The sequence below is a fragment of the Prevotella sp. P4-98 genome, from assembly GCF_002251405.1.
Lineage (GTDB): Bacteria > Bacteroidota > Bacteroidia > Bacteroidales > Bacteroidaceae > Prevotella.
Genome location: NZ_NPJC01000006.1, coordinates 107,513 through 131,681 on the forward strand (window position 1 = coordinate 107,513; position 24,169 = coordinate 131,681).

General features: G+C 44.5%; 17 protein-coding genes and 2 tRNA genes. 11 read left to right on the plus strand and 8 right to left on the minus strand.

Annotated elements, in window-relative coordinates; all coding sequences use genetic code 11:
- Nucleotides 1-22: 22 nt before the first annotated feature.
- The 6 genes from ilvN to CIK96_RS01360 all read left to right on the plus strand — a co-directional run bounded on the left by ilvN (nucleotide 23) and on the right by CIK96_RS01360 (nucleotide 5,915).
- The gene (gene ilvN / locus CIK96_RS01335; protein ID WP_094435986.1) at nucleotides 23-565 is read left to right on the plus strand and encodes an acetolactate synthase small subunit; all 543 of its coding nucleotides are present in this window, start codon (nucleotides 23-25) and stop codon (nucleotides 563-565) included.
- 81 nt (nucleotides 566-646) lie between these two features.
- Nucleotides 647-1,432: an acyl-[acyl-carrier-protein] thioesterase gene (locus CIK96_RS01340; RefSeq protein ID WP_094389403.1), complete on the plus strand. Its 786-nt coding sequence runs from the start codon at nucleotides 647-649 to the stop codon at nucleotides 1,430-1,432.
- Nucleotides 1,433-1,605: 173 nt separating this feature from the next.
- Nucleotides 1,606-2,655 (plus strand): ketol-acid reductoisomerase, encoded by a 1,050-nt coding sequence (gene ilvC, locus CIK96_RS01345; RefSeq protein ID WP_094439199.1) that lies wholly within the window; start codon nucleotides 1,606-1,608, stop codon nucleotides 2,653-2,655.
- A gap of 223 nt (nucleotides 2,656-2,878) precedes the next feature.
- Nucleotides 2,879-4,183: an NCS2 family permease gene (locus tag CIK96_RS01350; RefSeq protein ID WP_094439251.1), complete on the plus strand. Its 1,305-nt coding sequence runs from the start codon at nucleotides 2,879-2,881 to the stop codon at nucleotides 4,181-4,183.
- Between the two features lie 59 nt (nucleotides 4,184-4,242).
- Entirely contained in the window at nucleotides 4,243-5,019 is a 777-nt protein-coding gene (locus CIK96_RS01355) for a dihydroorotate dehydrogenase electron transfer subunit (RefSeq protein ID WP_094439253.1), read from the plus strand.
- Nucleotides 5,007-5,915, plus strand: a complete 909-nt coding sequence (locus CIK96_RS01360; protein WP_094389401.1) for a dihydroorotate dehydrogenase — start codon at nucleotides 5,007-5,009, stop codon at nucleotides 5,913-5,915. The genes CIK96_RS01355 and CIK96_RS01360 overlap by 13 nt, the downstream gene beginning before the upstream one ends.
- A 34-nt stretch (nucleotides 5,916-5,949) precedes the next feature.
- On the opposite strand, the gene CIK96_RS01365 is transcribed toward CIK96_RS01360, so the two are convergent.
- The 4 genes from CIK96_RS01365 to CIK96_RS01380 form a co-directional block, all read right to left on the minus strand.
- Nucleotides 5,950-7,845 (minus strand): ATP-dependent DNA helicase RecQ, encoded by a 1,896-nt coding sequence (locus CIK96_RS01365; protein ID WP_094439201.1) that lies wholly within the window; start codon nucleotides 7,843-7,845, stop codon nucleotides 5,950-5,952.
- Nucleotides 7,846-7,909: 64 nt separating this feature from the next.
- Nucleotides 7,910-9,646 (minus strand): single-stranded-DNA-specific exonuclease RecJ, encoded by a 1,737-nt coding sequence (gene recJ / locus CIK96_RS01370; protein ID WP_094389399.1) that lies wholly within the window; start codon nucleotides 9,644-9,646, stop codon nucleotides 7,910-7,912.
- Between the two features lie 154 nt (nucleotides 9,647-9,800).
- Nucleotides 9,801-11,000 carry an aminopeptidase C gene (locus tag CIK96_RS01375; RefSeq protein ID WP_094439204.1) on the minus strand — a complete coding sequence of 400 codons (1,200 nt, stop codon included), beginning with the start codon at nucleotides 10,998-11,000 and terminating at the stop codon, nucleotides 9,801-9,803.
- A 41-nt stretch (nucleotides 11,001-11,041) separates the two neighbouring features.
- On the minus strand, nucleotides 11,042-12,442 hold the full coding sequence (locus CIK96_RS01380; protein WP_094439206.1) for an aminopeptidase P family protein: 1,401 nt from the start codon (nucleotides 12,440-12,442) through the stop codon (nucleotides 11,042-11,044).
- A 124-nt stretch (nucleotides 12,443-12,566) separates the two neighbouring features.
- Between CIK96_RS01380 and CIK96_RS01385 the strand changes: the two genes are divergently transcribed.
- From CIK96_RS01385 to aat, 3 genes are read left to right on the plus strand one after another with little or no spacing between them, the layout of a single operon-like run.
- Nucleotides 12,567-12,869: an ATP-dependent Clp protease adaptor ClpS gene (locus CIK96_RS01385; protein WP_094389396.1), complete on the plus strand. Its 303-nt coding sequence runs from the start codon at nucleotides 12,567-12,569 to the stop codon at nucleotides 12,867-12,869.
- A 17-nt stretch (nucleotides 12,870-12,886) separates the two neighbouring features.
- Nucleotides 12,887-15,169 carry an AAA family ATPase gene (locus CIK96_RS01390; RefSeq protein ID WP_254046359.1) on the plus strand — a complete coding sequence of 761 codons (2,283 nt, stop codon included), beginning with the start codon at nucleotides 12,887-12,889 and terminating at the stop codon, nucleotides 15,167-15,169.
- 12 nt (nucleotides 15,170-15,181) lie between these two features.
- Nucleotides 15,182-15,829: a leucyl/phenylalanyl-tRNA--protein transferase gene (gene aat / locus CIK96_RS01395; protein WP_094439211.1), complete on the plus strand. Its 648-nt coding sequence runs from the start codon at nucleotides 15,182-15,184 to the stop codon at nucleotides 15,827-15,829.
- 15 nt (nucleotides 15,830-15,844) lie between these two features.
- Here the strand turns inward: aat and CIK96_RS01400 are convergent, their stop codons facing one another.
- From CIK96_RS01400 to CIK96_RS01415, 4 genes are all read right to left on the minus strand, one after another.
- Complete coding sequence (locus CIK96_RS01400) at nucleotides 15,845-18,016, minus strand: HAMP domain-containing sensor histidine kinase (protein WP_094389393.1); 2,172 nt, start codon at nucleotides 18,014-18,016, stop codon at nucleotides 15,845-15,847.
- Complete coding sequence (locus tag CIK96_RS01405) at nucleotides 18,013-20,181, minus strand: ATP-binding protein (RefSeq protein ID WP_158214815.1); 2,169 nt, start codon at nucleotides 20,179-20,181, stop codon at nucleotides 18,013-18,015. The genes CIK96_RS01400 and CIK96_RS01405 overlap by 4 nt, the downstream gene beginning before the upstream one ends.
- Before the next feature lie 206 nt (nucleotides 20,182-20,387).
- On the minus strand, nucleotides 20,388-21,461 hold the full coding sequence (locus CIK96_RS01410) for an AI-2E family transporter (RefSeq protein ID WP_094436004.1): 1,074 nt from the start codon (nucleotides 21,459-21,461) through the stop codon (nucleotides 20,388-20,390).
- Nucleotides 21,462-21,464: 3 nt separating this feature from the next.
- On the minus strand, nucleotides 21,465-23,363 hold the full coding sequence (locus CIK96_RS01415; protein ID WP_094439213.1) for a cation-translocating P-type ATPase: 1,899 nt from the start codon (nucleotides 23,361-23,363) through the stop codon (nucleotides 21,465-21,467).
- A gap of 309 nt (nucleotides 23,364-23,672) precedes the next feature.
- Between CIK96_RS01415 and CIK96_RS01420 the strand changes: the two genes are divergently transcribed.
- Nucleotides 23,673-23,746, plus strand: a tRNA-Arg gene (locus CIK96_RS01420).
- A 270-nt stretch (nucleotides 23,747-24,016) separates the two neighbouring features.
- Nucleotides 24,017-24,090, plus strand: a tRNA-Arg gene (locus CIK96_RS01425).
- The last annotated feature ends 79 nt before the right edge of the window (nucleotides 24,091-24,169 follow it).

The following is a 24,169-nucleotide window of genomic DNA, read 5'->3' on the forward strand; positions in this document are numbered from 1 at the left end:
AAACAGAATAAAAGGAAATAAGATGAACGATAAAACATTATATACATTGTTGGTCTATTCAGAGAATATTGCTGGTATTCTCAACCAGATAACTGCTGTGTTTACTCGAAGACAAGTTAATATCGAAAGTTTGAATGTATCGCCCTCAAGTATTGAAGGCGTTCACAAATATACTATTACAGCCTGGAGTGATGAAGACCAAATTACTAAGATTACTAAGCAAATTGAAAAGAAAATAGATGTGGTGAAGGCTAACTATTTTACAGACGATCAGCTGTTTATACGAGAAACCGCATTCTATAAACTTTCAACGGAAATGGTATTCGGAAATCCAGAAATCTGCCAGGTTATTCGACGCTCAGATGCTAGTATTACTGAGGTTAATCCTACCTATGTTATCGTGATGAAATTCGGTATTACTGAAGATATCCTTAAATTGTATCATACACTCAACGACTATGGATGTGTATTGCAATATACGAGAAGTGGACGTATTGCGGTGACCCGATCAACACAAGAACAGGTTAGTGAATTCCTTGATGAAAGAGAAAATAATCATGTTTAGAAACCGCATTTGCAGATAATAATGCAAATAACGAGAGGCAAAATACATAATTATTGGTAGATCATTAAAAGAGATATATTGATGGACAGTCAAGATAATAAGACTATAGGAAAGATTGGAAGATATCAGTTCCTTGCAGAACCTTTCCATTGTGATTATAGTGGCCGTTTGTTTATGGGACATCTTGGAAATCATTTACTTAATGCAGCAGACTTTCATTCTACCGACCGAGGGTTCGGTATGCGCTATCTGATGAAAGCAAAGCGAGCATGGGTATTGTCCCGATTAGCAATAGAAATGGAAGAAATGCCATTTCAATACACACCATTCACAGTTGAGACATGGGTGGAGGGTGCAATGCGCTATTTCACACAGCGAAACTTTGCCGTTAGCGGTAAAGATGAACAGGGAAATCAAAAAATATATGGCTATGGACGCTCTATATGGGCAATGATTGATGTTGATAACCGCCAACCTACTGATATACTTGCTGTCAACGACGGAGCTATCCAACAATGGATAGAAACAGAAAAGGAATGTCCGATAGATAAAGGAGGAAGGGTGAAAATGACCAATCAAGCACAATATGTGCGTACCATAGACACCTATTATAATGATGTAGATATCAACGGACACGTCAACTCTGTGAAATATATAGAACATGTTCTTGATTTATGGCCTATTGACTGGTATCGGACACACCGAATCAAACGCTTTGAAATAGCATATGTGGCTGAGGCACATGCAGGTGACAAACTTTCGTTCTATCGAGAGAATGGTGCGGATGAAAACGAATTCTGCATACGAATTTGCAAAGACGATGGCATAGAAGTATGTAGAAGTAAAGTTAAATTTGTAAAAGATTGAAAGAAAATTTGGTTGTTTGGTGATAATTTGTTATCTTTGCAGCCAGAAAAGAAATAGTTAATCCATTGGCGTCGCTTCGAGTAAGCGAGGTGTTGGACCAACAAGACGACTGCTCTCGTGAGGGCGGGCATGGTTCAAGTGGACATGTACAACACATTAAACAATTTGCATATATGGCAGAAATGAATTTTGGTGGCGTAGTAGAAACAGTTGTCACCAGCAAAGAATTCTCACTCGAGAAAGCACGTGAAGTTTTGAAAGATGAAGTAATCGCAGTTATTGGCTACGGTATTCAGGGACCTGGACAGGCTTGTAACCTGCGCGACAATGGTTTCAATGTCATTGTTGGACAGCGTCAGGGTAAAACTTATGACAAGGCCGTTGCTGATGGTTGGGTACCAGGCCAGACCCTTTTCTCTATTGAAGAGGCTGCTGAAAAGGGTACTATCCTTTGCATGTTGCTTTCAGATGCAGGTCAGATTCAGGTATGGCCTAATATTAAGAAATATCTGAAACCCGGTAAGACATTATATTATAGTCATGGTTTTGCAATCAACTGGAGCGACCGCACTGGTGTGGTTCCACCAAAAGATGTTGATGTAATCATGGTTGCACCTAAGGGATCTGGTACTTCTCTTCGTACCATGTTCTGTGAAGGTCGCGGTCTGAACTGTTCATATGCAGTATATCAGGATGCAAGTGGTAAGGCAAAAGAGAAGACCATCGCATTCGGTATTGGTATTGGAGCTGGTTATCTCTTTGAGACAACATTCCAACGTGAAGCTACTAGTGACTTGACTGGTGAGCGCGGTTCACTGATGGGTGCTATACAGGGACTTCTTCTTGCTCAGTATGAAGTATTGCGCGAGAACGGACATACTCCTTCAGAAGCATTCAATGAGACAGTTGAAGAACTTACCCAAAGCCTTGGCCCGTTGTTCGGTGAAAAGGGTATGGATTGGATGTATGCTAACTGCTCTACAACCGCACAGCGTGGTGCTCTCGATTGGGCTCCTCGTTTCCATGATGCAATAAAACCTGTTATGGAGTGGCTCTACTATTCTGTTAAGACTGGTAATGAAGCACAGATTTCAATTGATGCTAACTCAAAGCCTGATTATCGTGCCGGCTTGGAGAAAGAGCTTGAAGCTATGCGCAATCAGGAAATGTGGCGTGCAGGTGTGACTGTTCGCAAACTCCGTCCTGAAAACCAGGAAGACTAAGAGGTCATTCTTTTAGAATAGAAAGAATTTATTTGATATTGGACCGTTACCCTCGACCAAGGGTAACGGTTTTTTTCCATCTGAAGATGAGCGCATAAGATAAATGTCTTTTATTGGTATCTTAGTTAAGAAAAGCTCATCTATAGCATTATATCTCAAAATAATTCATTAACTTTGCATGCAGTTTTTAAATGATACTCTAACAAAAACAATTTTTAAGATAATGAATACGCTCAATCGTCTCTTTGGATTTAATCCTGCAACAATGTCGCTGAAAAAAGAACTGCTCGGTGGCATTACTACCTTCCTTACAATGGCTTATATTCTTGCCGTACAACCGTCTATACTCAGCAATGCAGGAATGGATGCAGGAGCTGTTTTCACAGCAACGGTGCTCTCCTCTTTGGTAGCTACCATCGTTATGGCTCTTTATGCTAAATTGCCTTTTGCACTGGCCCCTGCAATGGGACTGAATGCATTTTTTGTCTATACCATTGTCTTGAAGATGGGATATTCTTGGCAATTCGGACTTACGGCCGTTTTTATTGAAGGCGTAATTTTTATTCTTTTGACCATTGCAGGCCTACGTAACAAGATTGTTTATGCCATGCCAATACAACTTAGAAAGGCAATATCACCAGGTATCGGGTTGTTTATTGCTTTTATAGGTCTTCAACAGGCTGGCATTATTGTTCATAGTGACGCAACACTTGTTACACTTGGCGATCTTCATACAACGCCAGTTTTAGTCGCTCTTTTCGGTATTGTTATTAGTGCAGTTCTTATGGTGAGAAATGTTACTGGAGGATTGTTGATAGGCATTCTTGCAACAACAGCCATCGGAATTCCTTTGGGAGTAACAGATGTGCAACATGTTAAAACAATTGTAGATACTCCACCGAGTCTTGCCCCTGTATTCTGTAAAATGGATTGGCAGAATATCTTCACACCTGATATGGCGATTTGTGTGTTTACTCTCCTGTTTATGGATATGTTCGACACATTAGGTACACTTATCGGTGTAGGTAATAGAACAGGATTTGTAGAAAAAGACGGAACGATGCACGGCATGAACAGAGCTTTTTTTGCTGATGCTGTTGGAACAACGTTTGGTGCAATCGTTGGAACATCTACAGTCTCGACCTATGTAGAGAGTGCTGCAGGTGTGAACGTTGGTGGTCGTAGCGGACTTACTGCTATGACAACTGCCGTTTGTTTTATGCTTGCGCTTTTCTTTGCCCCTTTGTTCCTCTTGATTCCCTCTCAGGCAACAGCACCGGCAATGATTATGGTTGGAGTCTTTATGATGGTTGGCGTCCGTGATATTGATTTTCATGATTATGCGAAAGCAATTCCTTGTTTTATCTGCATTATTATGATGTCTCTATGTTACAGTATTTCCGATGGTATTCTTCTTGGACTCATCACTTGGGTTATGGTACATGCATTTAGTGGTAAATACCGTGATTTGTCAATAGGTTCTGTTATCCTTGCCCTTCTGTTTATAATGAAGTATATGTTCTTATAAGCGATTTAGTTCAGGAAATGTTAGTAGAACATGACGAAAACTATAAAATAATGATGAATATGAAAAAAATTATATGTGATCTTGTGGTGAAGAGTGTTGATCACATCAGTTCGAAACATGTGCTGATTAAATTGACACACGAAGAACCTTTACCTGAAATGTTTCCCGGACAATTTGTCGAAGTAAGTATGGAAGGTGTTGATGGCGTTTTGCTTCGCCGTCCAATCTCAATTAATTTTGTAGATAGAACGAATAATGAACTCTGGCTTATGGTGGCAATGGTCGGCAAGGGCACACGCTACTTAGGACAGGTACAAGTGGGGGATGTTGTCAATTGCGTATTGCCTCTGGGTAATAGTTTTACTATGCCCAATAAGTCCTCAGAACGCCTGCTTCTTGTAGGTGGAGGAGTGGGAGTGGCTCCATTGTTATATATGGGTGCAGAAATGAAACGCTTGGGAGTAGAACCGACATTTCTGCTTGGTGCACGTTCCAAGGGAGACTTGTTAGAATTAGATCTTTTCAGTCATTATGGCCGTGTTTGTATTACAACGGAAGATGGAACTGAAGGAGAAAAAGGGTTTGTAACCAATCACTCGATTTTAAAGAAAGAAACATTTGATAGAATAGTTACCTGTGGTCCTAAACCCATGATGATGGCTGTGGCACGATATGCTTCTCAAGCAAATGTTGAGTGTGAAGCGTCATTGGAGAATATGATGGCGTGCGGTCTTGGAGCTTGTCTCTGTTGTGTAGAGAAAACAGTAAAGGGTAATCTTTGTGTCTGCAAAGATGGTCCTGTATTTAATGTAAAACAATTGTTATGGCAGATCTGAAAGTGAATATAGGCCATCTGGCACTTAAAAATCCAGTAATGACGGCCTCGGGAACATTTGGCTATGGATTAGAGTTTGCAGACTTTATTCCCCTTGACGGTTTAGGAGGATTCATCGTTAAAGGTACCACGTTGAAAGCACGTGAAGGTAATGATTATCCGCGTATGGCAGAAACTCCCAGTGGTATGCTCAATTGTGTAGGATTGCAAAATAAGGGTGTGGATTATTTCTGCCAGCACATCTATCCCCAACTTAAGGATATAAATACTAACGTCATTGTAAATGTTAGCGGTTCGTCACCAGACGATTATGCAGAATGTGCTTCGCGCATTGACGCTCTTGACAATATTCCAGCAATAGAACTCAATATTTCTTGTCCCAATGTCAAGGATGGAGGAATGGCTTTTGGCGTAACTTGCGCTGGGGCAGAGAGTGTGGTAAAAGCTGTACGTGAACGTTATCATAAAACGTTAATAGTGAAACTTTCGCCTAATGTTACAAATATAGCCGACATTGCTCGTGCTTGTGAAGCACAGGGCGCAGACAGTGTTTCGCTTATTAATACATTGATGGGAATGGCCATTGATATAGAAAAACGTCGTCCTGTACTCAGTATCGGTACTGGTGGCTTGAGCGGTCCTGCGGTTAAACCTGTTGCATTACGTATGGTGTGGCAAGTTGCTCGTGCGGTTAAAATTCCTGTTGTTGGACTTGGTGGTATAATGAATGCCCATGATGCTATTGAATTTCTTATGGCAGGTGCCACAGCTATTGAGATAGGAACAGCAAACTTTATAGATCCATCAGTTACCATAAAGGTACGTGATGGCATTGATCGTTGGCTTGATGATCATGGATGTCATTCTGTCCGTGAAATTATAGGTTGCCTCGATTGATACTTCTTTACTGGTAGATATTCTACATTGCCTCTTAAAGGCTTATTTGAACCGAATCGCTTTTTACGAGCTCTTCAAGAACAAGATAACGGAGAGCTCGTGAAAAGATTTCGGTAGGAATGTGTAGCGCTCGGAGTTCTACAAGCAGATGAGGCTTCTTATCGGAGAGAAATTGAAGTATTTGCTTTTGCGCTGCTTGAACATCATCATCGCTAATAGTAACACACACATCACATTGACCACATGTTTTCTCTTGCTTTTCTCCAAAGTAAGAAAGCAACTGCTGTGAACGGCAATGAGTGTTATCCTGTAGATAATGGATCATTGCTTCTATGCGTTGGCTGAATTGTTTGCGACGGTTTTCATAAACTTCTGCAGGAAACAACAAATGTTTGCTGTCTTCTCGTCTCTGCAGGTAGCGGAGAAAAGGCAACTGGCTAGGAGGTATGTATTGTATGATGTGCTTGCGCGACAGTTGCAACAGAATGTCGTGTACTTCAGTTCGGTCAATATTGCTGATTGATGCCAGATGAGCTTCATTAATATAGGCATATTCAGAAAACATCCCAGAAAAGTTACGTAACATGACAACAATCAGACGATCCTCGTTGGGCGTATTGCCAGTCAGCCGGTATAGTTCGTCTCTTTCTACGACGAACATCACTCTAGAGGCATTCTCACGTTCTGCAGTGAATTCTAAATAGCCGGCTCTTTGCAGAATTTGTAGGGCAGAATGTACCTGAACAGGAAAATGGTTGAATTTATAGCAGAAATCTTGTAGGTTGAATTCATGGGAAACACCATTACCGTCTCCTAATGCTATTTGAAAATAGAATGCTATATGGTCGTAAACTTTCCGGATATAATCCTTGTCAGGGAATGTGTCAGCTACACGCTTGCGGAGTTTGACGATATCTTGTTGCCCATAGAGTAGAATAGCTTGGGCAGGTTTCCCGTCGCGTCCTGCGCGTCCAGCTTCTTGAAAGTAAGCTTCAATAGAGTCTGGGCAGTCGTAGTGAAGCACCAGTCGGACATCTGCTTTATCAATGCCCATGCCGAAAGCATTCGTGGCAACAATAATTCTGGTGCGGTCTGCCTGCCAGTCGTTTTGTCGCTTGTCTTTTTCCTCTGTATCAAGTCCAGCATGGTAGTATGTCGCACTGAATCCTTCTTGGGTAAGTAGTTCTGCTATTTCTCGAGCATGTTTCCGGCTCCGGACATATACGATGGAAGAGGCTGTTGATGTGTGTAGAGCTTCTATAAGTTCATGTCGCTTGTCCATAGCTTCTCTGACGATATAGCTGAGATTCTTACGTTCAAATGACATTTGAAACACATTGAATGTGCCACCTTTGTCGTCAGGTCGCTGTAATTTGTCTTTGATATCTTCAACTACAGCTGGTGTCGCTGTTGCCGTAAGAGCCAGAATAGGCACATCAGGTAAAAGAACACGAATGCTTGAAATGTTGAGGTAGCTTGGACGAAAATCATATCCCCATTGGCTGATGCAATGTGCTTCATCTACAGTGATGAAGCTAATTTGCATATGTCTTAGTTTTGTGATAAACAGTTGGCTTGCCAGGCGTTCTGGTGAGATGTAAAGTAACCGAGTGCCTCCTAATATGCAATTGTCGAGAATGCGTAACACATCATCATGGCTCATGCTGGAATTGACGGCAGCCGCCAAGATGCCACGTCGTCTCAGATGATTGACTTGGTCTTTCATCAGTGCGATGAGTGGAGTGATAACTATACAGACTCCCTCACGACAGAGTGCTGGTACCTGAAATGTGATAGACTTACCTCCACCCGTAGGCATAAGGCCAAGCGTGTCATGACCTTCTCCAATGGATTGAATGATGTCTCGTTGGATTCCGCGGAAATCATCATATCCCCAATAACGTTTGAGAATCTGTTGGTATTTGTCCATCTTATGGTCTTTTCTGTTTGCCAGTCTGCAAGTTTTCTTATCACTTATAGGCAGTACGCTTTCTTTATTTAGGAGATTCCGGTGTCTCGCTGGGACGGATGTCGGTTATCTGCAATTGGATATCCCCGCGTTTATAGGCATTTTCTTCGATGGTATAAACAATGTCAAACGAGCGCTTAGACTTGATGTATCTGGCATCTGCGCTTTGTCCGAAGGCAATTCCATTCATGACAACTGCCGATTTCGAATCTACCAGTTCAAGTTTGATGTGTTCTTGATGGCGGCCCACAACTTTCGATGTTCCATAGTCATAGACGTTGCGTGTAAGAAAGAGAGGCTTCTCGTTGGCAGGTCCGTGAGGGGCAAGTTTTCGCAAATCGCCGTGTAGGCGTTTGGTGATGTCCTTAAAGTCGATTTCTTCGTCGATGTCAAGTGTTGGCAACGTTTGTTCTGGTAGAATATGTTGTTTGACGTATTCCTGGAAACGACGACGGAATTCAGGGATGTTCTCCTGTCTCAGGGTGAGTCCTACTGCGTAGGTGTGACCACCGAAGTTCTCAAGGATATCTCTGCAGTTTTTGATGGCATCATAGATGTCGAATCCTGCTACGGAACGTGCAGATCCTGTCGCGATGCCATCTATAATGGTGAGAACGACAGTTGGCCGATAGTATATTTCCGTCAAGCGTGAGGCAACGATGCCTACAACTCCTTTTTTCCATCCTTCATCGTACAGCACGATAGACGACATGTGTTGCTGACTTTCCAAGCGAGCCACGATTTCATTGGCCTCTATGGTCATCTGCTTGTCTATGTCCTTTCGCTGCTCGTTGTATTCGTTAATGCGATTAGCTTCTGTCAGTGCACGTTGGAGATCGCGTTCTACAAGCAGTTCCACAGCTTCCTTTCCGTTTTGCATTCTTCCACTTGCGTTGATGCGTGGACCGATTTTGAAAACAATGTCGCTCATGGTTAACTCTCGTCCGGTCAATCCACAAATATTGATAATGGCCTTGAGACCAATAGATGGGTTGATGTTGAGTTGTTTCAGTCCATGAAATGCCAGAATGCGATTCTCGCCGGTTACAGGCACGAGGTCTGCCGCAATGCTGACTGCGCATAAATCGAGTAGAGGAGTCAGTCTTGAGAATGGAATACCGTTATTTTTTGCGAATGCCTGCATCAGCTTGAAACCTACGCCGCATCCGCAAAGATGCTTGAACGGATAGGACGAGTCGGTGCGTTTAGGGTTGAGTATAGCCACAGCTGGAGGCAGAATCTCATCTGGCACATGGTGGTCGCAGATGATGAAATCTATACCTTGTTGTTTGGCATAGGTAATCTCCTCAATGGCCTTGATGCCACAGTCAAGTACAATGATGAGTTTAACTCCTGTTTCCTTGGCATAGTCTATTCCTTTGTAGCTTACTCCGTATCCTTCTTCTTCTCGGTTAGGGATGTAATAGTCGATGTTGGAATAAAACTGCATAAGAAATTTATAGACGAGTGCCACTGCTGTGCATCCGTCCACGTCATAGTCACCATACACCATGATGCGTTCCTTGCGTCCCATTGCATCGTTGAGCCTATCTACGGCCACATCCATATCGTTCATCAGAAAAGGATCGATGAGTTCGTTCATCATCGGTCTGAAGAAACGTTTTGCTGCCGATTCAGTTTTGATGCCTCTGCTGATAAGCAAATCTGCAACAATGGGACTCATGTTGATTTTCTCGGCCAGTTCTTTAATTGCTTGTTGCCGTTCTGGTGTAGGAGGTTCGTAATTCCATTGGTAGTGCATTTATATATTGTTCTTATTTTTTCTTTATTTCAGATACTATCGGCTTTACAATAGCCAATATGCGGTGTAAAGTTACAAAGAAAAAACAAGAAATCGGAACATACCATGGAAAAAATCATGGTATGTTCCGATTTTACATATAAAAGGTCATTTATTAGATGCCGAGTTTTTTGCGGATATCCTTAGGAATAGCGTTTTTGTTAACGGTGTAATCCATCGTGTTTGCTGCGATAAAGGTTTTAGTCATATACCAAATTCCTTTATATTCGCCAGTTTCTCCCCATGAGTTCTTAACCATATAGTATTCGCGTCCGTTTTGGTCTTTGGCAATACCGAAGATGAGCATGCCGTGGTCATCGGTGAGCTCCCAGTTGTCGAAACGCTCTTGACGCATTTTCTGTGTTGCTTTAACTTCGGGTACGGTGCATCCGAGTGAGTCGATGAGATTGCGTTTTTTCTGGGCAGTCATCTTGAGCCAGCGTGCCATGTCGCTTCCCTGAAGGCTCTCAGTCTTCTTGGTGTCGATGGCATAAGCCAATCCATTGCGTGTGAATCCTTCTTCTGAAACGTCTCCGCCCCATGCTACAGTGTAGCCGTTCATAATGGCATTATCAATGATTTTCATCATTTCGTCCATAGGTACGTTGTAGCTCAGAGGATTGCGCCAGTTGTCCTGTACTTCAACAGCATAAGCGGTATAGAAAGGATGGTGAGTGAAAGAAGTTATGCTAACGTAGTCGTTCCAGTCGAGGCCGAGTGAAGCAGCAAAACTCTTTGGAGTGTATTTTTTGCCTTGGTAGGTGAATTCTTCCGGACATTTGCCAAGATATGCATCGAGAATGCCCTGCAGTCCAACTTTCCACTGGTTAGAGATTTTCTTAGCATTGCTTTTTGATACGGCAGCCACGTATGGTTCAAGCAGCGAGAAGAACTCGTTGAAGTTGTTGAGAGAGTCACCATAGAGTGAACCAGGGAAAGGCATGGCCTCTTCTGGACAGATTCCGTAGTTCTGGAGCACGTAATGCACATCATAAGCTGATCCGCCTTGTGCAAACTGGCAGTCTCCGTGCAGTCTTACAACCTGTATGGCACGGTCCATGTAGTCCTTGTTGGCCACAAAACTCTCACAGAGGTCATAGGTCTTACCTGTCTTTTTCAGAATTTCTGCCTCAAAGTACGAAAGAGTAGAATAGGCCCAGCACGTACCCGAACGGTTCTGGTCCTTGATAGATGTAATAGGATTCTCCTTGACAACGGTGAATACCGGTTTGTTTTTGTTCTCAGTCTTTTTTTCCTGAGCCTGAGCACCAATGGCAAGAATTGCCATTATTGCGATAATGAATGTTTTCTTCATAATTAGTTCTCTTTTTTTATTTATTTGTTGCTTGTTCGTTTTTATTTGTTTCCTGCCATTATTTCTTCTATTTCTGCGGGATGGTATGGAATACGTTTGCTTCCCAAGAAACGGCATCCGTCATTGGTTATCAGTACATCATCTTCGATGCGTATTCCTCCAAAGTCCTTGTAAGTTTCAAGCATATCGAAATTGAGGAAGTCTTTGCAGTGTCCGTTAGCTTTCCATTCATCAATGAGATGTGGGATGAAATAGATTCCCGGTTCGTCTGTAACGACGAATCCTTCTTGCAACCGTCTTCCCATTCTTAGGCAGTTGGTGCCGAATTGTTCCAGATTGGGTCTTGTCTCATCGTCAAATCCGACATAGATTTGTCCGATGCTTTCCATGTCATGTACGTCCATACCCATCATGTGCCCAAGTCCGTGGGGGAGGAACATGGCGTGTGCTCCTGCTGCAATAGCTTCATCAATGTCTCCCTTCATCAAACCGATTTCTTTCAGGCTTTCAGCCATTTTACGGCATACGGCAAAGTGTACTTCCTTGTACTTAACTCCTGGTTTGGCTACTTCCAATACATAATCATGGCAAGCTTCTACGATGCTGTAGATTTCCAGTTGCCGCTGGGTGAATTTTCCGTTGACAGGCATTGTTCTTGTATGGTCAGAACAATAGTCATCCAGTTCACATCCTGCGTCACAGATGACAAGTCTTCCGTCTTGCAGTATTGCATCTGATGGATTGCCATGCATGATTTCACCGTGTTGGGTATAGATGGTGGCAAAACTTGTGTCCTGGGCCATTGAACGGGCTATTCCGTCAACTTGTCCTCCAACGTAACGTTCTGTTGTTCCTGCTTTTGTCAGACGTTGCGCGGTGGTGTGCATTTCGTAGCCGATATTGCAGGCGCGGTCAATGGCAGCAATCTCTTGTTCTTCCTTGGTCGAACGCATTTTTACCACTGCATGAATCAATGGTAGAGATGCAGCATCCTTTTGTTGTGAGGGGTGGATGCCCAACAAATCCATGATTTGTATTTTGGTATCGTGTCGATAGGGTGGCAGAAAGTGGATGGTGCGTTTCTTTGCTAATGCCTCGTGACAAACGTGTGAGAGTTCTTTCATCGGTCCTGTGATGCTGACGCCCACAGCATCTGCCAAAACCTTCACGCTATCTACGAATCCCATCCATACGATGTCTTCAATGTCAATATCGTCACCATAGAGCATTTCTGTGTCGTTGTCCACGTCAATTACTCCTACCAGTCCGTCGCGGTGTTGTCCAAAGTAATAGAGGAACGTAGAGTCCTGACGCATTGGTGCATGGCAGTTGGCAGGTGAGTTGTAGGGTGATTCATTGTTTCCGAAGAGTACAATGACTCCGTTGCCTACCAGCTTTTTCAATTCGGCTCTTCGCCTGATGTAAGTTTCTTTGTCAAACATAGTAGTAACTTATTAATATCTTGACCACAAAATTACTACAAATAAACCAAAAGGCAAAATATTTGCATCTTATTTTGCTGAAAATGATTACCTTTGCACTATAGTATTACATTTTACGTGGATTATGGCTCAAGAAAAAACTCAATCAACAATGCGCGTGCGCCTCAATATGAAGGAGCCGGGACGTTATAAGGTGATTTGTCATAACGATGATTTCACAACGATGGATTTTGTGGTAATGATGCTGATGGACGTGTTCTTTAAGTCTGCTGATGAGGCAGAACGACTCATGTTGGCCATTCATCGTACAGGTCAGGCTGTGGTGGGCGTCTATCCGCTTGATATTGCGCGTTCCAAGGTTGACAAAGCCATGCGTCTTGCCCGTGCCAAAGGTTTTCCTCTGACCTTGAGTTATATTCCTGAATGATCAAACGATAATTAGCAATGAGAATAACAACCACGATGAATAGGGCCATCCAGCAAGCCTGTGAACTTGCTCATCGGTCTTCCCATGAATTTCTGATGCCTGAACATGTGCTGTTGGCTCTATGCCAAATAGCACCGTCTTTTGTTAATGTATTGAAGCAATCTTTAGATTGTCAGCCTGGTGAATTGGCTGAAGATGTTGAAAAATGGTTAGCTTCTCAAGAAAAAGCCCCAAAGCCAGTAGATTTGGAACTGTCGTCTTCTATGCGTCGGATTTTCACGATATGCAAAGGAGAAAATGCTGATCGTGTGTTGTGTGTGACTTCCTTTATTGAAGCCATGATGCGTGATGCTGAGTGTATGGGGACCTATCTGTTGACCAAACATATCAAAGTCACGGAAGTGTTTCTTCTGTTATCTCTTCATGAATATTGCGATGCAAAGGATTCTTATGTTGCTGAAGAAGAACTTGACGATGACTTGGATGACTTAGAAGACGATGACTTGGATGATGATGACTTGGAGGACGATGATGAGATGATGGGAGGTCCTTCTGATTTTGCTTCGTCATCAGATTGGAAACAATGGACCACTGATATTACAGCAGAAGCCACTGATCATCTGCCCATTATCGGTCGCGAGGCAGAACTTGACCGTACCATAGAGGTGCTTTGCCGTATGGAGAAGAACAATCCGCTCCATATCGGTGAGCCTGGGGTGGGTAAGACCGCTCTGATTTATGGTTTGGCACAACGCATCGCCAAAGGTCATGTGCCTTATAGGTTGCAAAAGGCCCACATATATTCTATTGAAATGGGACAGTTGATGGCTGGTGCACAGTTTCGAGGCGAGTTTGAAAAGCGCCTCAAGGATGTTCTGGACGGTGCTACAGCCCAAGGTAACAGTGTGATCTATCTCGATGAGATTCATTTGATGATGGGTGGTGAACAAGCGCAATCTGATAGTATCAGTGCTTTTGATGTCATGAAACCCTATCTTGATCGGGGTAAACTCCGTTTTATAGGTTCAACAACCTATGAAGCCTTCAATCGTACCCTTGCCAAGTCGAAGGCCGTTACTCGTCGTTTCCAGCAGATTGACATTAAGGAACCGTCTGTAGAGGACACCCTTCGTATTGTAGAAGCATTGTTACCAACCTTTCAGAACTATCACAATGTAATCTACCGGAAGGATGCTTGGACGTATGCTGTTGAGAGTTCGGCTCGGTTGATAACAAATCGCCAGTTGCCCGACAAAGCCATTGACATTATTGATGAGGCAGGTGCTTATCTTGAAGTCCACCCGCGTAATCGTCTGCATAACTATGTGACAAAGAGCCTGGTTGATGAAATATTAAATAAGGTTTGCCGTATTGATGCCGATGCCTTGAAAGAGGCCGATAATAATTCGTTGAAAGACCTTGTCACACAGATGAAGAGTCAGATCTATGGTCAAGATAAGGCCATTGAGCGTCTGACAGATGCAGTGATGATGGCCAAGGCTGGTCTTACCGATTCTGACAAACCGATGGCCTCATTGCTCTTTGTGGGGCCCACTGGTGTTGGTAAGACAGAGGTTGCCCGTGTGCTTGCTCGTCAGTTGGGCGTGGAATTGGTGCGTTTCGATATGTCTGAATATGCGGAGAAGCATACCGTTGCCAAACTTATTGGTTCGCCTGCCGGTTATGTGGGGTATGATGATGGTGGTCTGCTTACTTCGGCCATTCGTAAGACGCCCAACTGTGTGCTTCTGCTTGATGAGATTGAGAAAGCCCATAGCGACATTTATAATATTCTACTTCAAGTAATGGACTATGCCCGCCTGACAGATAACCGAGGTCAGCAGGCGGATTTCCATCATGTTATCATTATTATGACTTCTAATGCAGGAGCGCAGTATGCTTCACAGGCCAGCGTTGGCTTCACGGGGCATGTGTCCCGTGGTGAGGCTATGCGGCAACAGGTGAAGAGGGTGTTCAAGCCTGAATTCATCAACCGCCTGACCGATATTGTGACTTTTCGTGATATGGACAAGACAATGGCAACGCTTATCCTTCGTAAGAAACTTGCCCTCCTTTCTGACAAGCTTGGCCAGCGCCAGGTGAAACTAACTGTTTCTCAGCAGGCCTTCGACCGTCTGCTTACACTTGGCTTTACACCGGAATACGGTGCTCGTGAGATGGATCGAGTGATTGGCAACAATATCAAACCGTTGTTGATGCGTGCCTTGTTGTTTGGTTCTCTCAGCAAGGGTGGAATAGCCACTGTGGACTGTAAGGATGGTGTTTTTGTTGTTAAATGATTTGGAGCAGTTATGATTTATCGACTTGACAACAATCTCTGGTTTCCTGATCCACACCGTGGTGATGATGACGGACTCTTTGCCATTGGTGGTGACCTCAGTGTTGATCGCCTGTTACTTGCTTATAGTAACGGCATCTTCCCTTGGTACAGTTTTCGTGATTATGACGAGATTCAATGGTGGTGTCCGATGGACCGTTATGTGATTTTACCTCATGAGATTCATATTAGTCACTCCATGCGTTCGCTGTTAAATAAAAATATTTACCATGTGACGTTTAATCAAGATTTTCAAGCTGTTATAGATAATTGTAGCGAACTGCGAATTGAAGAGAAAGGTGCATGGCTTGGTCCTCAGATGATAGCTGCGTTTTCCGAATTGCATCGTCAGGGGTTTGCCGCCAGTGTGGAGGTGTGGGATGGGGATGAACAACTCGTTGGCGGACTGTATGGAGTTTGTCTTGGTCGTTGTTTTATGGGTGAGAGTATGTTCTCGTTGGCCCCATCTGCCTCCAAGGTGGCACTCATCGCTTTAGCACAACTGATGGAGAAGAATGGCGGACTGATGATCGATTGCCAGTTTGAAACTCCGCATCTCCGTTCCATGGGTGGTCGTCACATTTCTTACGATGATTATCTTGCCATGTTGCGTCAGGAGTAAGTATCCTTTGAAGGATCAGACCTCTGCCGCTTTTCCTTCTGGTTTCCCAAAGAAAAAACAAAAACGTGCGCCGTTGGTATAGTCGGGATCGAGGTACACATCACCTCCTAATTTATGGGCAATGGTGCGACAGATTTCCAGTCCGAGACCTGATCCAGGTTTAAATTGATCCAGTTTTCCGAAGCGTTCGAAGATGGTTTCTTGCTTGTCTTGCGGAATGCCCACACCTGTGTCAGTTACTGTGATGAAGGTTTGTCCTTTCTGGTTCTTCGAACAGTTTACCTGTATGCTGCCTGCTGTTGTGTTCTTGATAGCATTATTCAGCAGGTGTGTCACAACCTGTTTCACCCGCATTCCGTCAGTTTCAATCTTTTCGCTTTCTGCCAGTTGGGTGTTGAATGTTAACATCACCCCTTCTGCCACGTGACTGCGTGCTTCTTCTACGGCATCCCGACACACACCATTGATGTCTGCCGGTTCTATTATCAATTGATATTTTCCACTCTCTATGGAGGTCAGATCAAGGATATTATTGATTAGGTTGCTCAATTGCTCTGAGTTTTCTGTGATTCTATAGGTTAGGTCCGATTTCTCTTCATCGCTGATGTTGAAACTGGGGTCGGTAAGCACTTGCGAGAAACCTACGATGGCGTTGAGTGGTGTTCTTATTTCGTGGCTCATATTTTGTATGAAGAGTGTCTTTTGTTGGTCGGCATGTTGTGCTTCTTTATTGGCGATGTTGAGTTCGGCCAATGTATGGGTCAGATTTTTAGAGAGTTTGGACAGTCGTCGCTCCATTTTTTTGTTAGCTTTCAGATAGATGATCGTGCCAACAATGAGCAGCAGGGCAATAGCCGCCATGGCTACCATGATCAGTTTTTGCATGTTGTATTGTCGTTTCTGCAGTTCTACCAGTTTCTTCTGACTGTCGATGGAAACGCCCAGTTTGTTAGACTTGAGTTTTTGGTTCTGTAGTGCGAGCAGGTTACGACCGTTCTGCATCTCTGCCAATTTCTTGAGTCTGTCCGCATTGCTTATCTCAAGGTTGTTGCTGGCCAGTTGCAGTTGGGCCAGTTGCAGTTGTAGCTTTGCCATTTCGTTGGCAGCCTTTTGCTTGTCGATGTCAGCAATCTGCATGGCAAAGCTGTTTCTCATGCCTGCAAGGTCTGTGAGGATGTTGGTGTTGCCTCCGTTTTGTGTGAGTCTTACAATTTTGTTCATGACTTTTGCCGCCTTGTCATATTGTCCGTTGTATGAATAGTAGGCATAGGAGCTGTATTTTCTGAGCAGTCCAGACAGTTTGTTCTTGTATTCCTGATATTTCACAGAATCCTGATTGGAAATGGCGTATAATGAGTTCAATAAAATAAGGTATTCTGTTGCGATAATAGGGACAGTATTCAATCTCTTGAAATATTCCTGATAGCTTTTCTTGAAGTTGGCGTAATCACCTGTCATGAAGTGGCCAATAGCTTTGTAGCCGTAGAGTCCAGCTTTTGTAGGTTCTGAATAACAGTAGCGGATGCCCTCATTTGCTGCGTTGACGACTTCTTGGAATCGTCCTAAACGTATGTTACCATCGCAGATGTGAGGATAGATTGTTGACCGCTCCTGTTTCTGCATGTGTTCCTGTGAGAATTGTAGTGCTGTTTCGTAGTAGAAAATGGCATGTGCATATTCCCCTCTTACCATCAGCATATTTCCCAATGCCACATAGCCTGCTTGAATGCCGTATGGGTGTTTGTGTTTTGTGGCAAACTGGATGTCTTTCTGCATCAGTTCTTTCGCCTCGTCGAATCTGTCTTCAGACAGGAGGTAGTTTGCCATAGTTGTAGAAGTGTAGAAATAATACTGCAGATAGTTGTATTCCTGTGCTTTCTTTCTTACCTGCTGACTTGCTTTCCAAACGGCAGGGAAATTGTGCTGTTTTGTTATTTGGTATTTCAGAGGAACGAGAAGAGCAAGGATTTCTGCCTTGTGGTCTTTTAGCCTGATGGCTTTTCTCCTTAGTGAGTCAGCCTGTTCCAGACAGATATGGTTCTTTCTGTTGTAGTTGGCTCTGAGGTATAGTGGGTACAGGCTGTCGTTGATCTTGAATGGATTGTTCTGTCCTTGTGTGGGCAAAGCCAAGCCAAACAGCAGGATGATCAGCAGGGTGTATATTGTAGTTCTTTTTGTCTGTTTCATGCGTTGTAGGGAATATTGAAGTAGAAACGTGCACCATTGGTGTATTGGCGGTCGATGTTGATTTCACCATTAAGTTTTTTTGCAATGGTGCGACAGATGTCGAGACCGAGTCCGGAACCTTGTTTTTTGTCGTCGAGTTTCTTGTAACGTTGGAATATCTCATCCATCCGTTCGACAGGAATGCCGATTCCTGTGTCTGTGACAGTAAAAGAGATCATATCGGTATTTTCTATCTTTTTGCAAGACAGTATGATGCTGCCTTTTTCTGTGTTCTTTTCAGCATTTGTCAATAGATTGATGAGCACCTGTTGCACACGCTTGCGGTCTGTTACGGCTTCGAAATCTTCATTCAACTCTGTTTCGAATGTCAGCGTCACGCCTCCTGCCAATCTGTGTCTGACGGTTTCCATGGTTTCCCGACAGAGTTCGTTGACCTTTACAATTTCTTTGGTCATGACGAAGTTACCACTCTGCAGGTTAGTCAGGTCGAGAATGTCATTGACCAAGGTGGTGAGCAGTTCTGAGTTTGTTGTGATATATTGTGTCAGTTCCTGACTTTCTGCTTCTGACAGTTCGTTGCCCATGGTGACGAGTACGTTAGAGAATCCCACGATGGCATTGAGTGGTGTTCTTATCTCGTGACTCATGTTCTGTATGAAGCGTGTCTTAGTCAGTTCCGATTCACTGGCTCTGAGTTTGGCGGTATTCAGTAGCGAGATGCTCTCTCGCAGTTTTCTAATGCCCTGTTTCAACTGTCTTCCGTGTCTCCATCGTATGATAGCATAGAGTGTGAAGCTGATGGCGATGAGTACGACAAAGGTCAGACAAAGTGCCATTCCCTCTTTCTTGAGGCGGTATTGTTCTGCTTCCGCCTGTCGTGTTTTGTTTTCTTGTTCAAGCTTGTTTTGCAGTCTTTGCGATTCCAGTTGTTGGTTCTGGTAGTTTAGCTTGTTTCTGTCAGCCTGCAGTTGTGCGAGTTGTGCATTGTCCTGTGATTTGTTGAGTTCGAGGGTTGATTTGTTGAGTGAGAGTTGTGCGTTGGCCATGGCCAGTTGGGTGTTTTGATAGTCCATCTGCTGCACCTCTCTTTCATGTTGCTGTATGTTGGACATGTTTTTTACGATACGATCATCGTTTTGAACCAGTTCGCCGGCGTAATCTCCATAAACATCAATGAGCATCCATTGGTTTTTGACCGCTTTGGCGTAGTCCCCTTTGTATTTATAGTATGCCACAGCCAGTCTGTACCCTTCCAGTTCGCTTTCCTCTTTGAGTCTCTTGATGGTTTCCAACACCTCCTGGTCTTTTCCGTCGAGCATTTTCTTGAATGTTTCCACAGCTTCTTTCACGTCGCCGTGCAGATCACGGTCGTATGCTTCATGTTGTTTCAGATAGTTATATTCTTTCCTGAAATCATCATACCTTCCCAGCATGAAGAGTGCGTAACATTCCTGTAGTTTAATGTCAAACCGGTTGTAGTCCGACTTACATTCGGCCCATGCTTCCTTCACTTCCTGGAGTGTTTCTCTAAAGCTTTGAGTCTTTCTTAGACAATTGCAGATGTTTGCATAAGTGTCTGTGAAATTGGAAGGTATATTGTGGTCTTTCGAGTATTTGATATACTCGCGGTAATTGTCGATAGCTCTCGCATATTCTCCTCGGTATTGTTGTATGGTTGCCAGTGAATAGTAGCTGTCTCGAATGCCTATGAGATGGTTGTTTTTCTCTGCGATTTTTCTTTGTTCCAGAGCTATCGTATAGGCTTCGAGGTATCTTTTTTCCCTGATATAATAGTTGGTGAGGTTGGCTGCTGCGAAATAGTAGTAGGTCCATTTTTCGTATGCAGTAGCCTTATCCATCAGTTTTTTTGCTTCGCGTTCCACAGCGGGCATATTGTCTTCCTGATAGTAGTTGTACAGCAAGAGGATGGTCATTGCCGTGATTTCGCCATTTCGGTCTCCTATGGCTTTAGCTCTTTCTATGATGGTATCTGCGAGAATTTTTCCTGCCAGCGTTTTTCGTTCTTTGTAGGCCTTTTCGTAGAGTTTGAAGAGACCGTCATCCATGCGGTATTGGTTGTTTTGTGCCGACAAAGCCACTGTGTATATGATGAAGAACACAGTGACAATGGCTCGCACAATATGTTGTTGTAATCCTTTCCCCATTGTTAAAAACAATCTTTTTATTTTGTTGTGTCGTTTGTTTGTTGTTGTATCCTCTAATATCGATGTGTTCTGTAATTTTTTTGTATTATTCTTAATATGTTGTCTTTGTATGTCTATGACCGTATGATATTCTTTGCCATAAACCATGGTCTTTTGCATGCAAAAGTACGAACAAAATGGGATAATGACAAATAATTATCTGATTTTTATCCTTTTTTGACAATGTATTTTTGGTAATAGGTGATGAGCAATGTGGTGAGAGGCAGGGCGATTACCATACCCAACATGCCCAACAGCGACCCCCAAATAGACAGTGAGAGTAGGATGATGGCTGAGTTGAGGCCCATGACCTTACCCATGATGCGTGGGGTGAGAATGGTGTCTTGAATGATCTGAACCACCGCAAACACGATGAGTGCCATGAGTAACACAATCCAGAAGTTTTCTCCTGAGTCTGCCGCTTTGACGATGGCAAGCAGTACCGTTGGTACGAAACCTACAATTTGCAGGTAGGGTACCATGTTGAGCAGGCCGATGAGCATGCCCAAACCTACCGCCATGGGGAAGTCGATGATGAGGAATCCGATGCTGAACAGCACACCTACGCAGAATGCCACGCAGGCCTGTCCGCGGAAATATTTGTTCATACCGTCCTCTACGTCGTGTACCAGTTGCACGGCAAAGGCTCTGTAGCGTTGTGGCAACAGGTCGGGCCATCCTGTGGTCAGTCTCTCATAGTCGATGAGGATAAACAGGGTGTATAGGAATACCATAGTGACCGAGAGCAGACTGCTTACCGCCCCGATACTTTGGGTGATGATGGCCCATATCTTGGGCATGGCCTCTCTCATGGCTTGCATGAATCCCTCTTGCGTGACCATGGCTTTGACCTCATCGCCGGTAAGGTGACGATGCAGGTATTCCTGTATCTGACTTGGTATGTTGTTGAAGGTGGCATTGGTCTCTATATAATGGAGCACCAGATCCTTCACTCTTATTCCTTCTTCCACCATGGGTGGTATGATGAGCCAGAAAGCGAGTGACACAATGCCTCCTGCCACAAGAAAGGCACAAAGGATGCCGAGAATGCGGAAGTGCAGCCTGCATTTGTACTGAAAGAATTTGACCAGCGGGAAGAGCAGGTAGGCAATGAGCCATGCCAGGAAGAAAGGCAGCAGCACTCCGCTGAGGCGGCGCAGCAGGAGGATGATACCTGCCAGTACGGCTACGAAGAGTACGCCACGGATAAAGGTGTCGAAGGTGATTTCTTTGCGTTCCATTTGTTATGCTTGTTTCGTGAATGACGGAATGACGGTATTGCTTCGTTTCAGTCGCAGACTGTTGAGCACTACGCTGACGCTCGAACAGGCCATCAGGGCAGATGCCCACATCGGGGTGATCTGCCAGTGTGCGCCAAAGGCGTAAGGCAGTCCGGCTGCCAGTGGGATGCACACCATATTATATATAAATGCCCAGAAGAGGTTCTGACGGATCATTGCCACCGTGCGTCTTGACAATCGGATAGCATCAGGGATGCGCCTGAGGTCGTCGCCCATGAGTGTGACTTGCGCCACGTCCATCGCCACATCGGTGCCGCGTCCCATGGCAATGCTCACATCGGCACGTGCCAATGCCTGCGAGTCGTTGATGCCGTCTCCCACCATGGCCACGTGTCTGCCTTCTTGTTGCAGGGCCTTTACCGCATCGTCTTTGTCTTGTGGTAATACCTGCCATTTGTAGTGGCTGATACCTGCCTCCTGTGCCCAGTGTCTGACGCGTTCTTCTTTGTCGCCACTCATCATGTAGAGGGTGATGCCCATTTTATGTAACTCCTCCACGGCTTCACGGGCAAAGGGCTTGAGTTGTTCGCCTTGACCATCGGGTGAGGGGAGAGTCATGGTTCCTGTTTTATCTACTACCATGCTGTCCACGTTGCGCAACAGTTCCAATGCGGTGGCATCCTTGATCAGTATGCCGGCTTCTGCCGCCTTGCCTATTCCCACCATGAGGGCGGTTGGCGTGGCAAGTCCCATGGCGCATGGACACGCTATGACCAGTACGGATACGGCAGAAATGACAGCCTGCGGCAGACAGTTGCTGCCTCCGATAAGATACCAGAGCAGGAAGGTTGCTACGGCAATGAGTCCCACGGCTGGCACGAATACCGCAGCCACGTGATCCACAACACGCTGTACGGGCGCTTTGGAACCTTGTGCTTCTTCCACCATGCGAATCATCTGCGACAGAACGGTCTGTTGACCCACCTCTTCTGCCTTGAAGCGGAACGTGCCTTCTTTCACGATGGTACCTGCCAGCACCTTGTCGCCGGGGGCTTTTTCCACAGCCACAGCTTCACCTGTAATCATGCTCTCGTCGATGCTGGTGCGGCAGTCTGGGATAATGGTGCCATCTACGGGTACTTTTTCGCCAGGTCTCACTTCTATCGTGTCACCCTGTTGCAGGGCTGCCAGCATCACATCGCTTACCGTGTCATCTACAACGAGGTGGGCGGTCTTTGGAGTGAGTCCCATCAGGGCGCGGATTGCTGAGGCTGTGTTGTGCTTGGCACGCTCTTCCAGGAGTCTGCCTGTCAGCACAAAACTGATAATCATGACCGATGCATCGTAATAGGTGTGCCACGCCATGCCTCGTGCTCCCCAGAAGCTATCGCCCCAAAAGGTGTTGAAGCTGCTGAAGACAAACGAAATACCGGTGGAGAGTGCCACAAGGGTGTCCATATTGGCGGAACGGTGCAGGAGTTGTCGAGCCGCATTGCAGTAGAAACTCCGTCCGCAGTAACACAGATTGAGCAGCGCGATGACGAGCATCACTTGGTTTTCCGTATTGCGGTTTCCCATCGGAATATAACCCATTGCCACCAACATGACCATGAGGGCAAAGCCCCACGAGAGCAGGGCCTGTCGCAGGATTCGCTGCCATGATCTTCGCTCAATGGCTTCTACGTTGCGGTCTTGTTCCACAACAAGGTCGTAGCCCACTTGCGCCAGCGATGCCTGTAGTTGTTCTGGTGACGTGCGGTGTTCGTCATATTCCACCAATACTGTACGTGCAGGCAGGTTGACAGCAGCGTCTGTCACCCCTTCTGTGGTTTTGAGTTTTTTTTCCACACTTGCTGCACATCCTGCACACATCATTCCCAATACGGCAAATGTCTTCTTCATGCTTGCAAAGGTAGAATATTTTCGTGAGACAGCCAACGGATTTCTTCTAATTGTAATCTATCATACCTAAATTCATATATATAAATCAAGAGGCAAGGGTGGGGCACAGCGTTTTTTGTCTCGCAGTTGTTGAGGATCATTTTGCATAATTGTCTCTCTCTCCTTTGAAAAACAGGTGTAAAAAGGCTAAGAAATGGCAGGAAAACCAAGGAAAATGCACCTTTTTTGAAAAAAAATCCCAAAAAGTTTGGTCGAGTGAAAAAAACATAGTACCTTTGCACTCGCAATTCAGAAATGAGGCACCCGAGAGGTTCCGTAGCTCAACTGAATAGAGCATCTGACTACGGATCAGAAGGTTGTGGGTTTGAATCCCGCCGGAATCACAAAGAGAATCAGCAATGGTTCTCTTTTTTTTGTTTCTGTTTTGTTTCTGTGCGGTTTATGTCTTGAAGACGTCGTACACATCTCTATTCAGTCAGATGTTATGGTTTCAATACGGAAGATGCAATGAATCAGCTACTTGTCCGTGCGCATCTGGACAGGAATCAAACCTATAAATAAAAACTGGCAAAATTCAAAGGCAAAAAAGTTTGGTAGTCTGAAAAAAATATAGTACCTTTGCATCCGCAATTGAGAAATGAGGCGCCACGAGAGGTTCCGTAGCTCAACTGAATAGAGCATCTGACTACGGATCAGAAGGTTGTGGGTTTGAATCCCGCCGGAATCACAAAGAGAATCAGCAATGGTTCTCTTTTTTTTTTTTTCTGTGCGCTCAGCATGGGCATTGCCTAACGCCTGAAAGAAGT

Coding starts and splice junctions, on each gene's coding strand:
- CIK96_RS01385 (WP_094389396.1), top strand. CDS start 12,567: ATGGCTCAAGAAAAAACTCAATCAACAATGCGCGTGCGCCTCAATATG.
- CIK96_RS01390 (WP_254046359.1), top strand. CDS start 12,887: ATGAGAATAACAACCACGATGAATAGGGCCATCCAGCAAGCCTGTGAA.
- CIK96_RS01365 (WP_094439201.1), bottom strand. CDS start 7,845: ATGGACAAATACCAACAGATTCTCAAACGTTATTGGGGATATGATGAT.
- ilvC (WP_094439199.1), top strand. CDS start 1,606: ATGGCAGAAATGAATTTTGGTGGCGTAGTAGAAACAGTTGTCACCAGC.
- ilvN (WP_094435986.1), top strand. CDS start 23: ATGAACGATAAAACATTATATACATTGTTGGTCTATTCAGAGAATATT.
- CIK96_RS01410 (WP_094436004.1), bottom strand. CDS start 21,461: ATGGAACGCAAAGAAATCACCTTCGACACCTTTATCCGTGGCGTACTC.
- aat (WP_094439211.1), top strand. CDS start 15,182: ATGATTTATCGACTTGACAACAATCTCTGGTTTCCTGATCCACACCGT.
- CIK96_RS01375 (WP_094439204.1), bottom strand. CDS start 11,000: ATGAAGAAAACATTCATTATCGCAATAATGGCAATTCTTGCCATTGGT.
- CIK96_RS01415 (WP_094439213.1), bottom strand. CDS start 23,363: ATGAAGAAGACATTTGCCGTATTGGGAATGATGTGTGCAGGATGTGCA.
- CIK96_RS01380 (WP_094439206.1), bottom strand. CDS start 12,442: ATGTTTGACAAAGAAACTTACATCAGGCGAAGAGCCGAATTGAAAAAG.
- CIK96_RS01405 (WP_158214815.1), bottom strand. CDS start 20,181: ATGGGGAAAGGATTACAACAACATATTGTGCGAGCCATTGTCACTGTG.
- CIK96_RS01355 (WP_094439253.1), top strand. CDS start 4,243: ATGAAAAAAATTATATGTGATCTTGTGGTGAAGAGTGTTGATCACATC.
- CIK96_RS01360 (WP_094389401.1), top strand. CDS start 5,007: ATGGCAGATCTGAAAGTGAATATAGGCCATCTGGCACTTAAAAATCCA.
- CIK96_RS01340 (WP_094389403.1), top strand. CDS start 647: ATGGACAGTCAAGATAATAAGACTATAGGAAAGATTGGAAGATATCAG.
- CIK96_RS01350 (WP_094439251.1), top strand. CDS start 2,879: ATGAATACGCTCAATCGTCTCTTTGGATTTAATCCTGCAACAATGTCG.
- CIK96_RS01400 (WP_094389393.1), bottom strand. CDS start 18,016: ATGAAACAGACAAAAAGAACTACAATATACACCCTGCTGATCATCCTG.
- recJ (WP_094389399.1), bottom strand. CDS start 9,646: ATGCACTACCAATGGAATTACGAACCTCCTACACCAGAACGGCAACAA.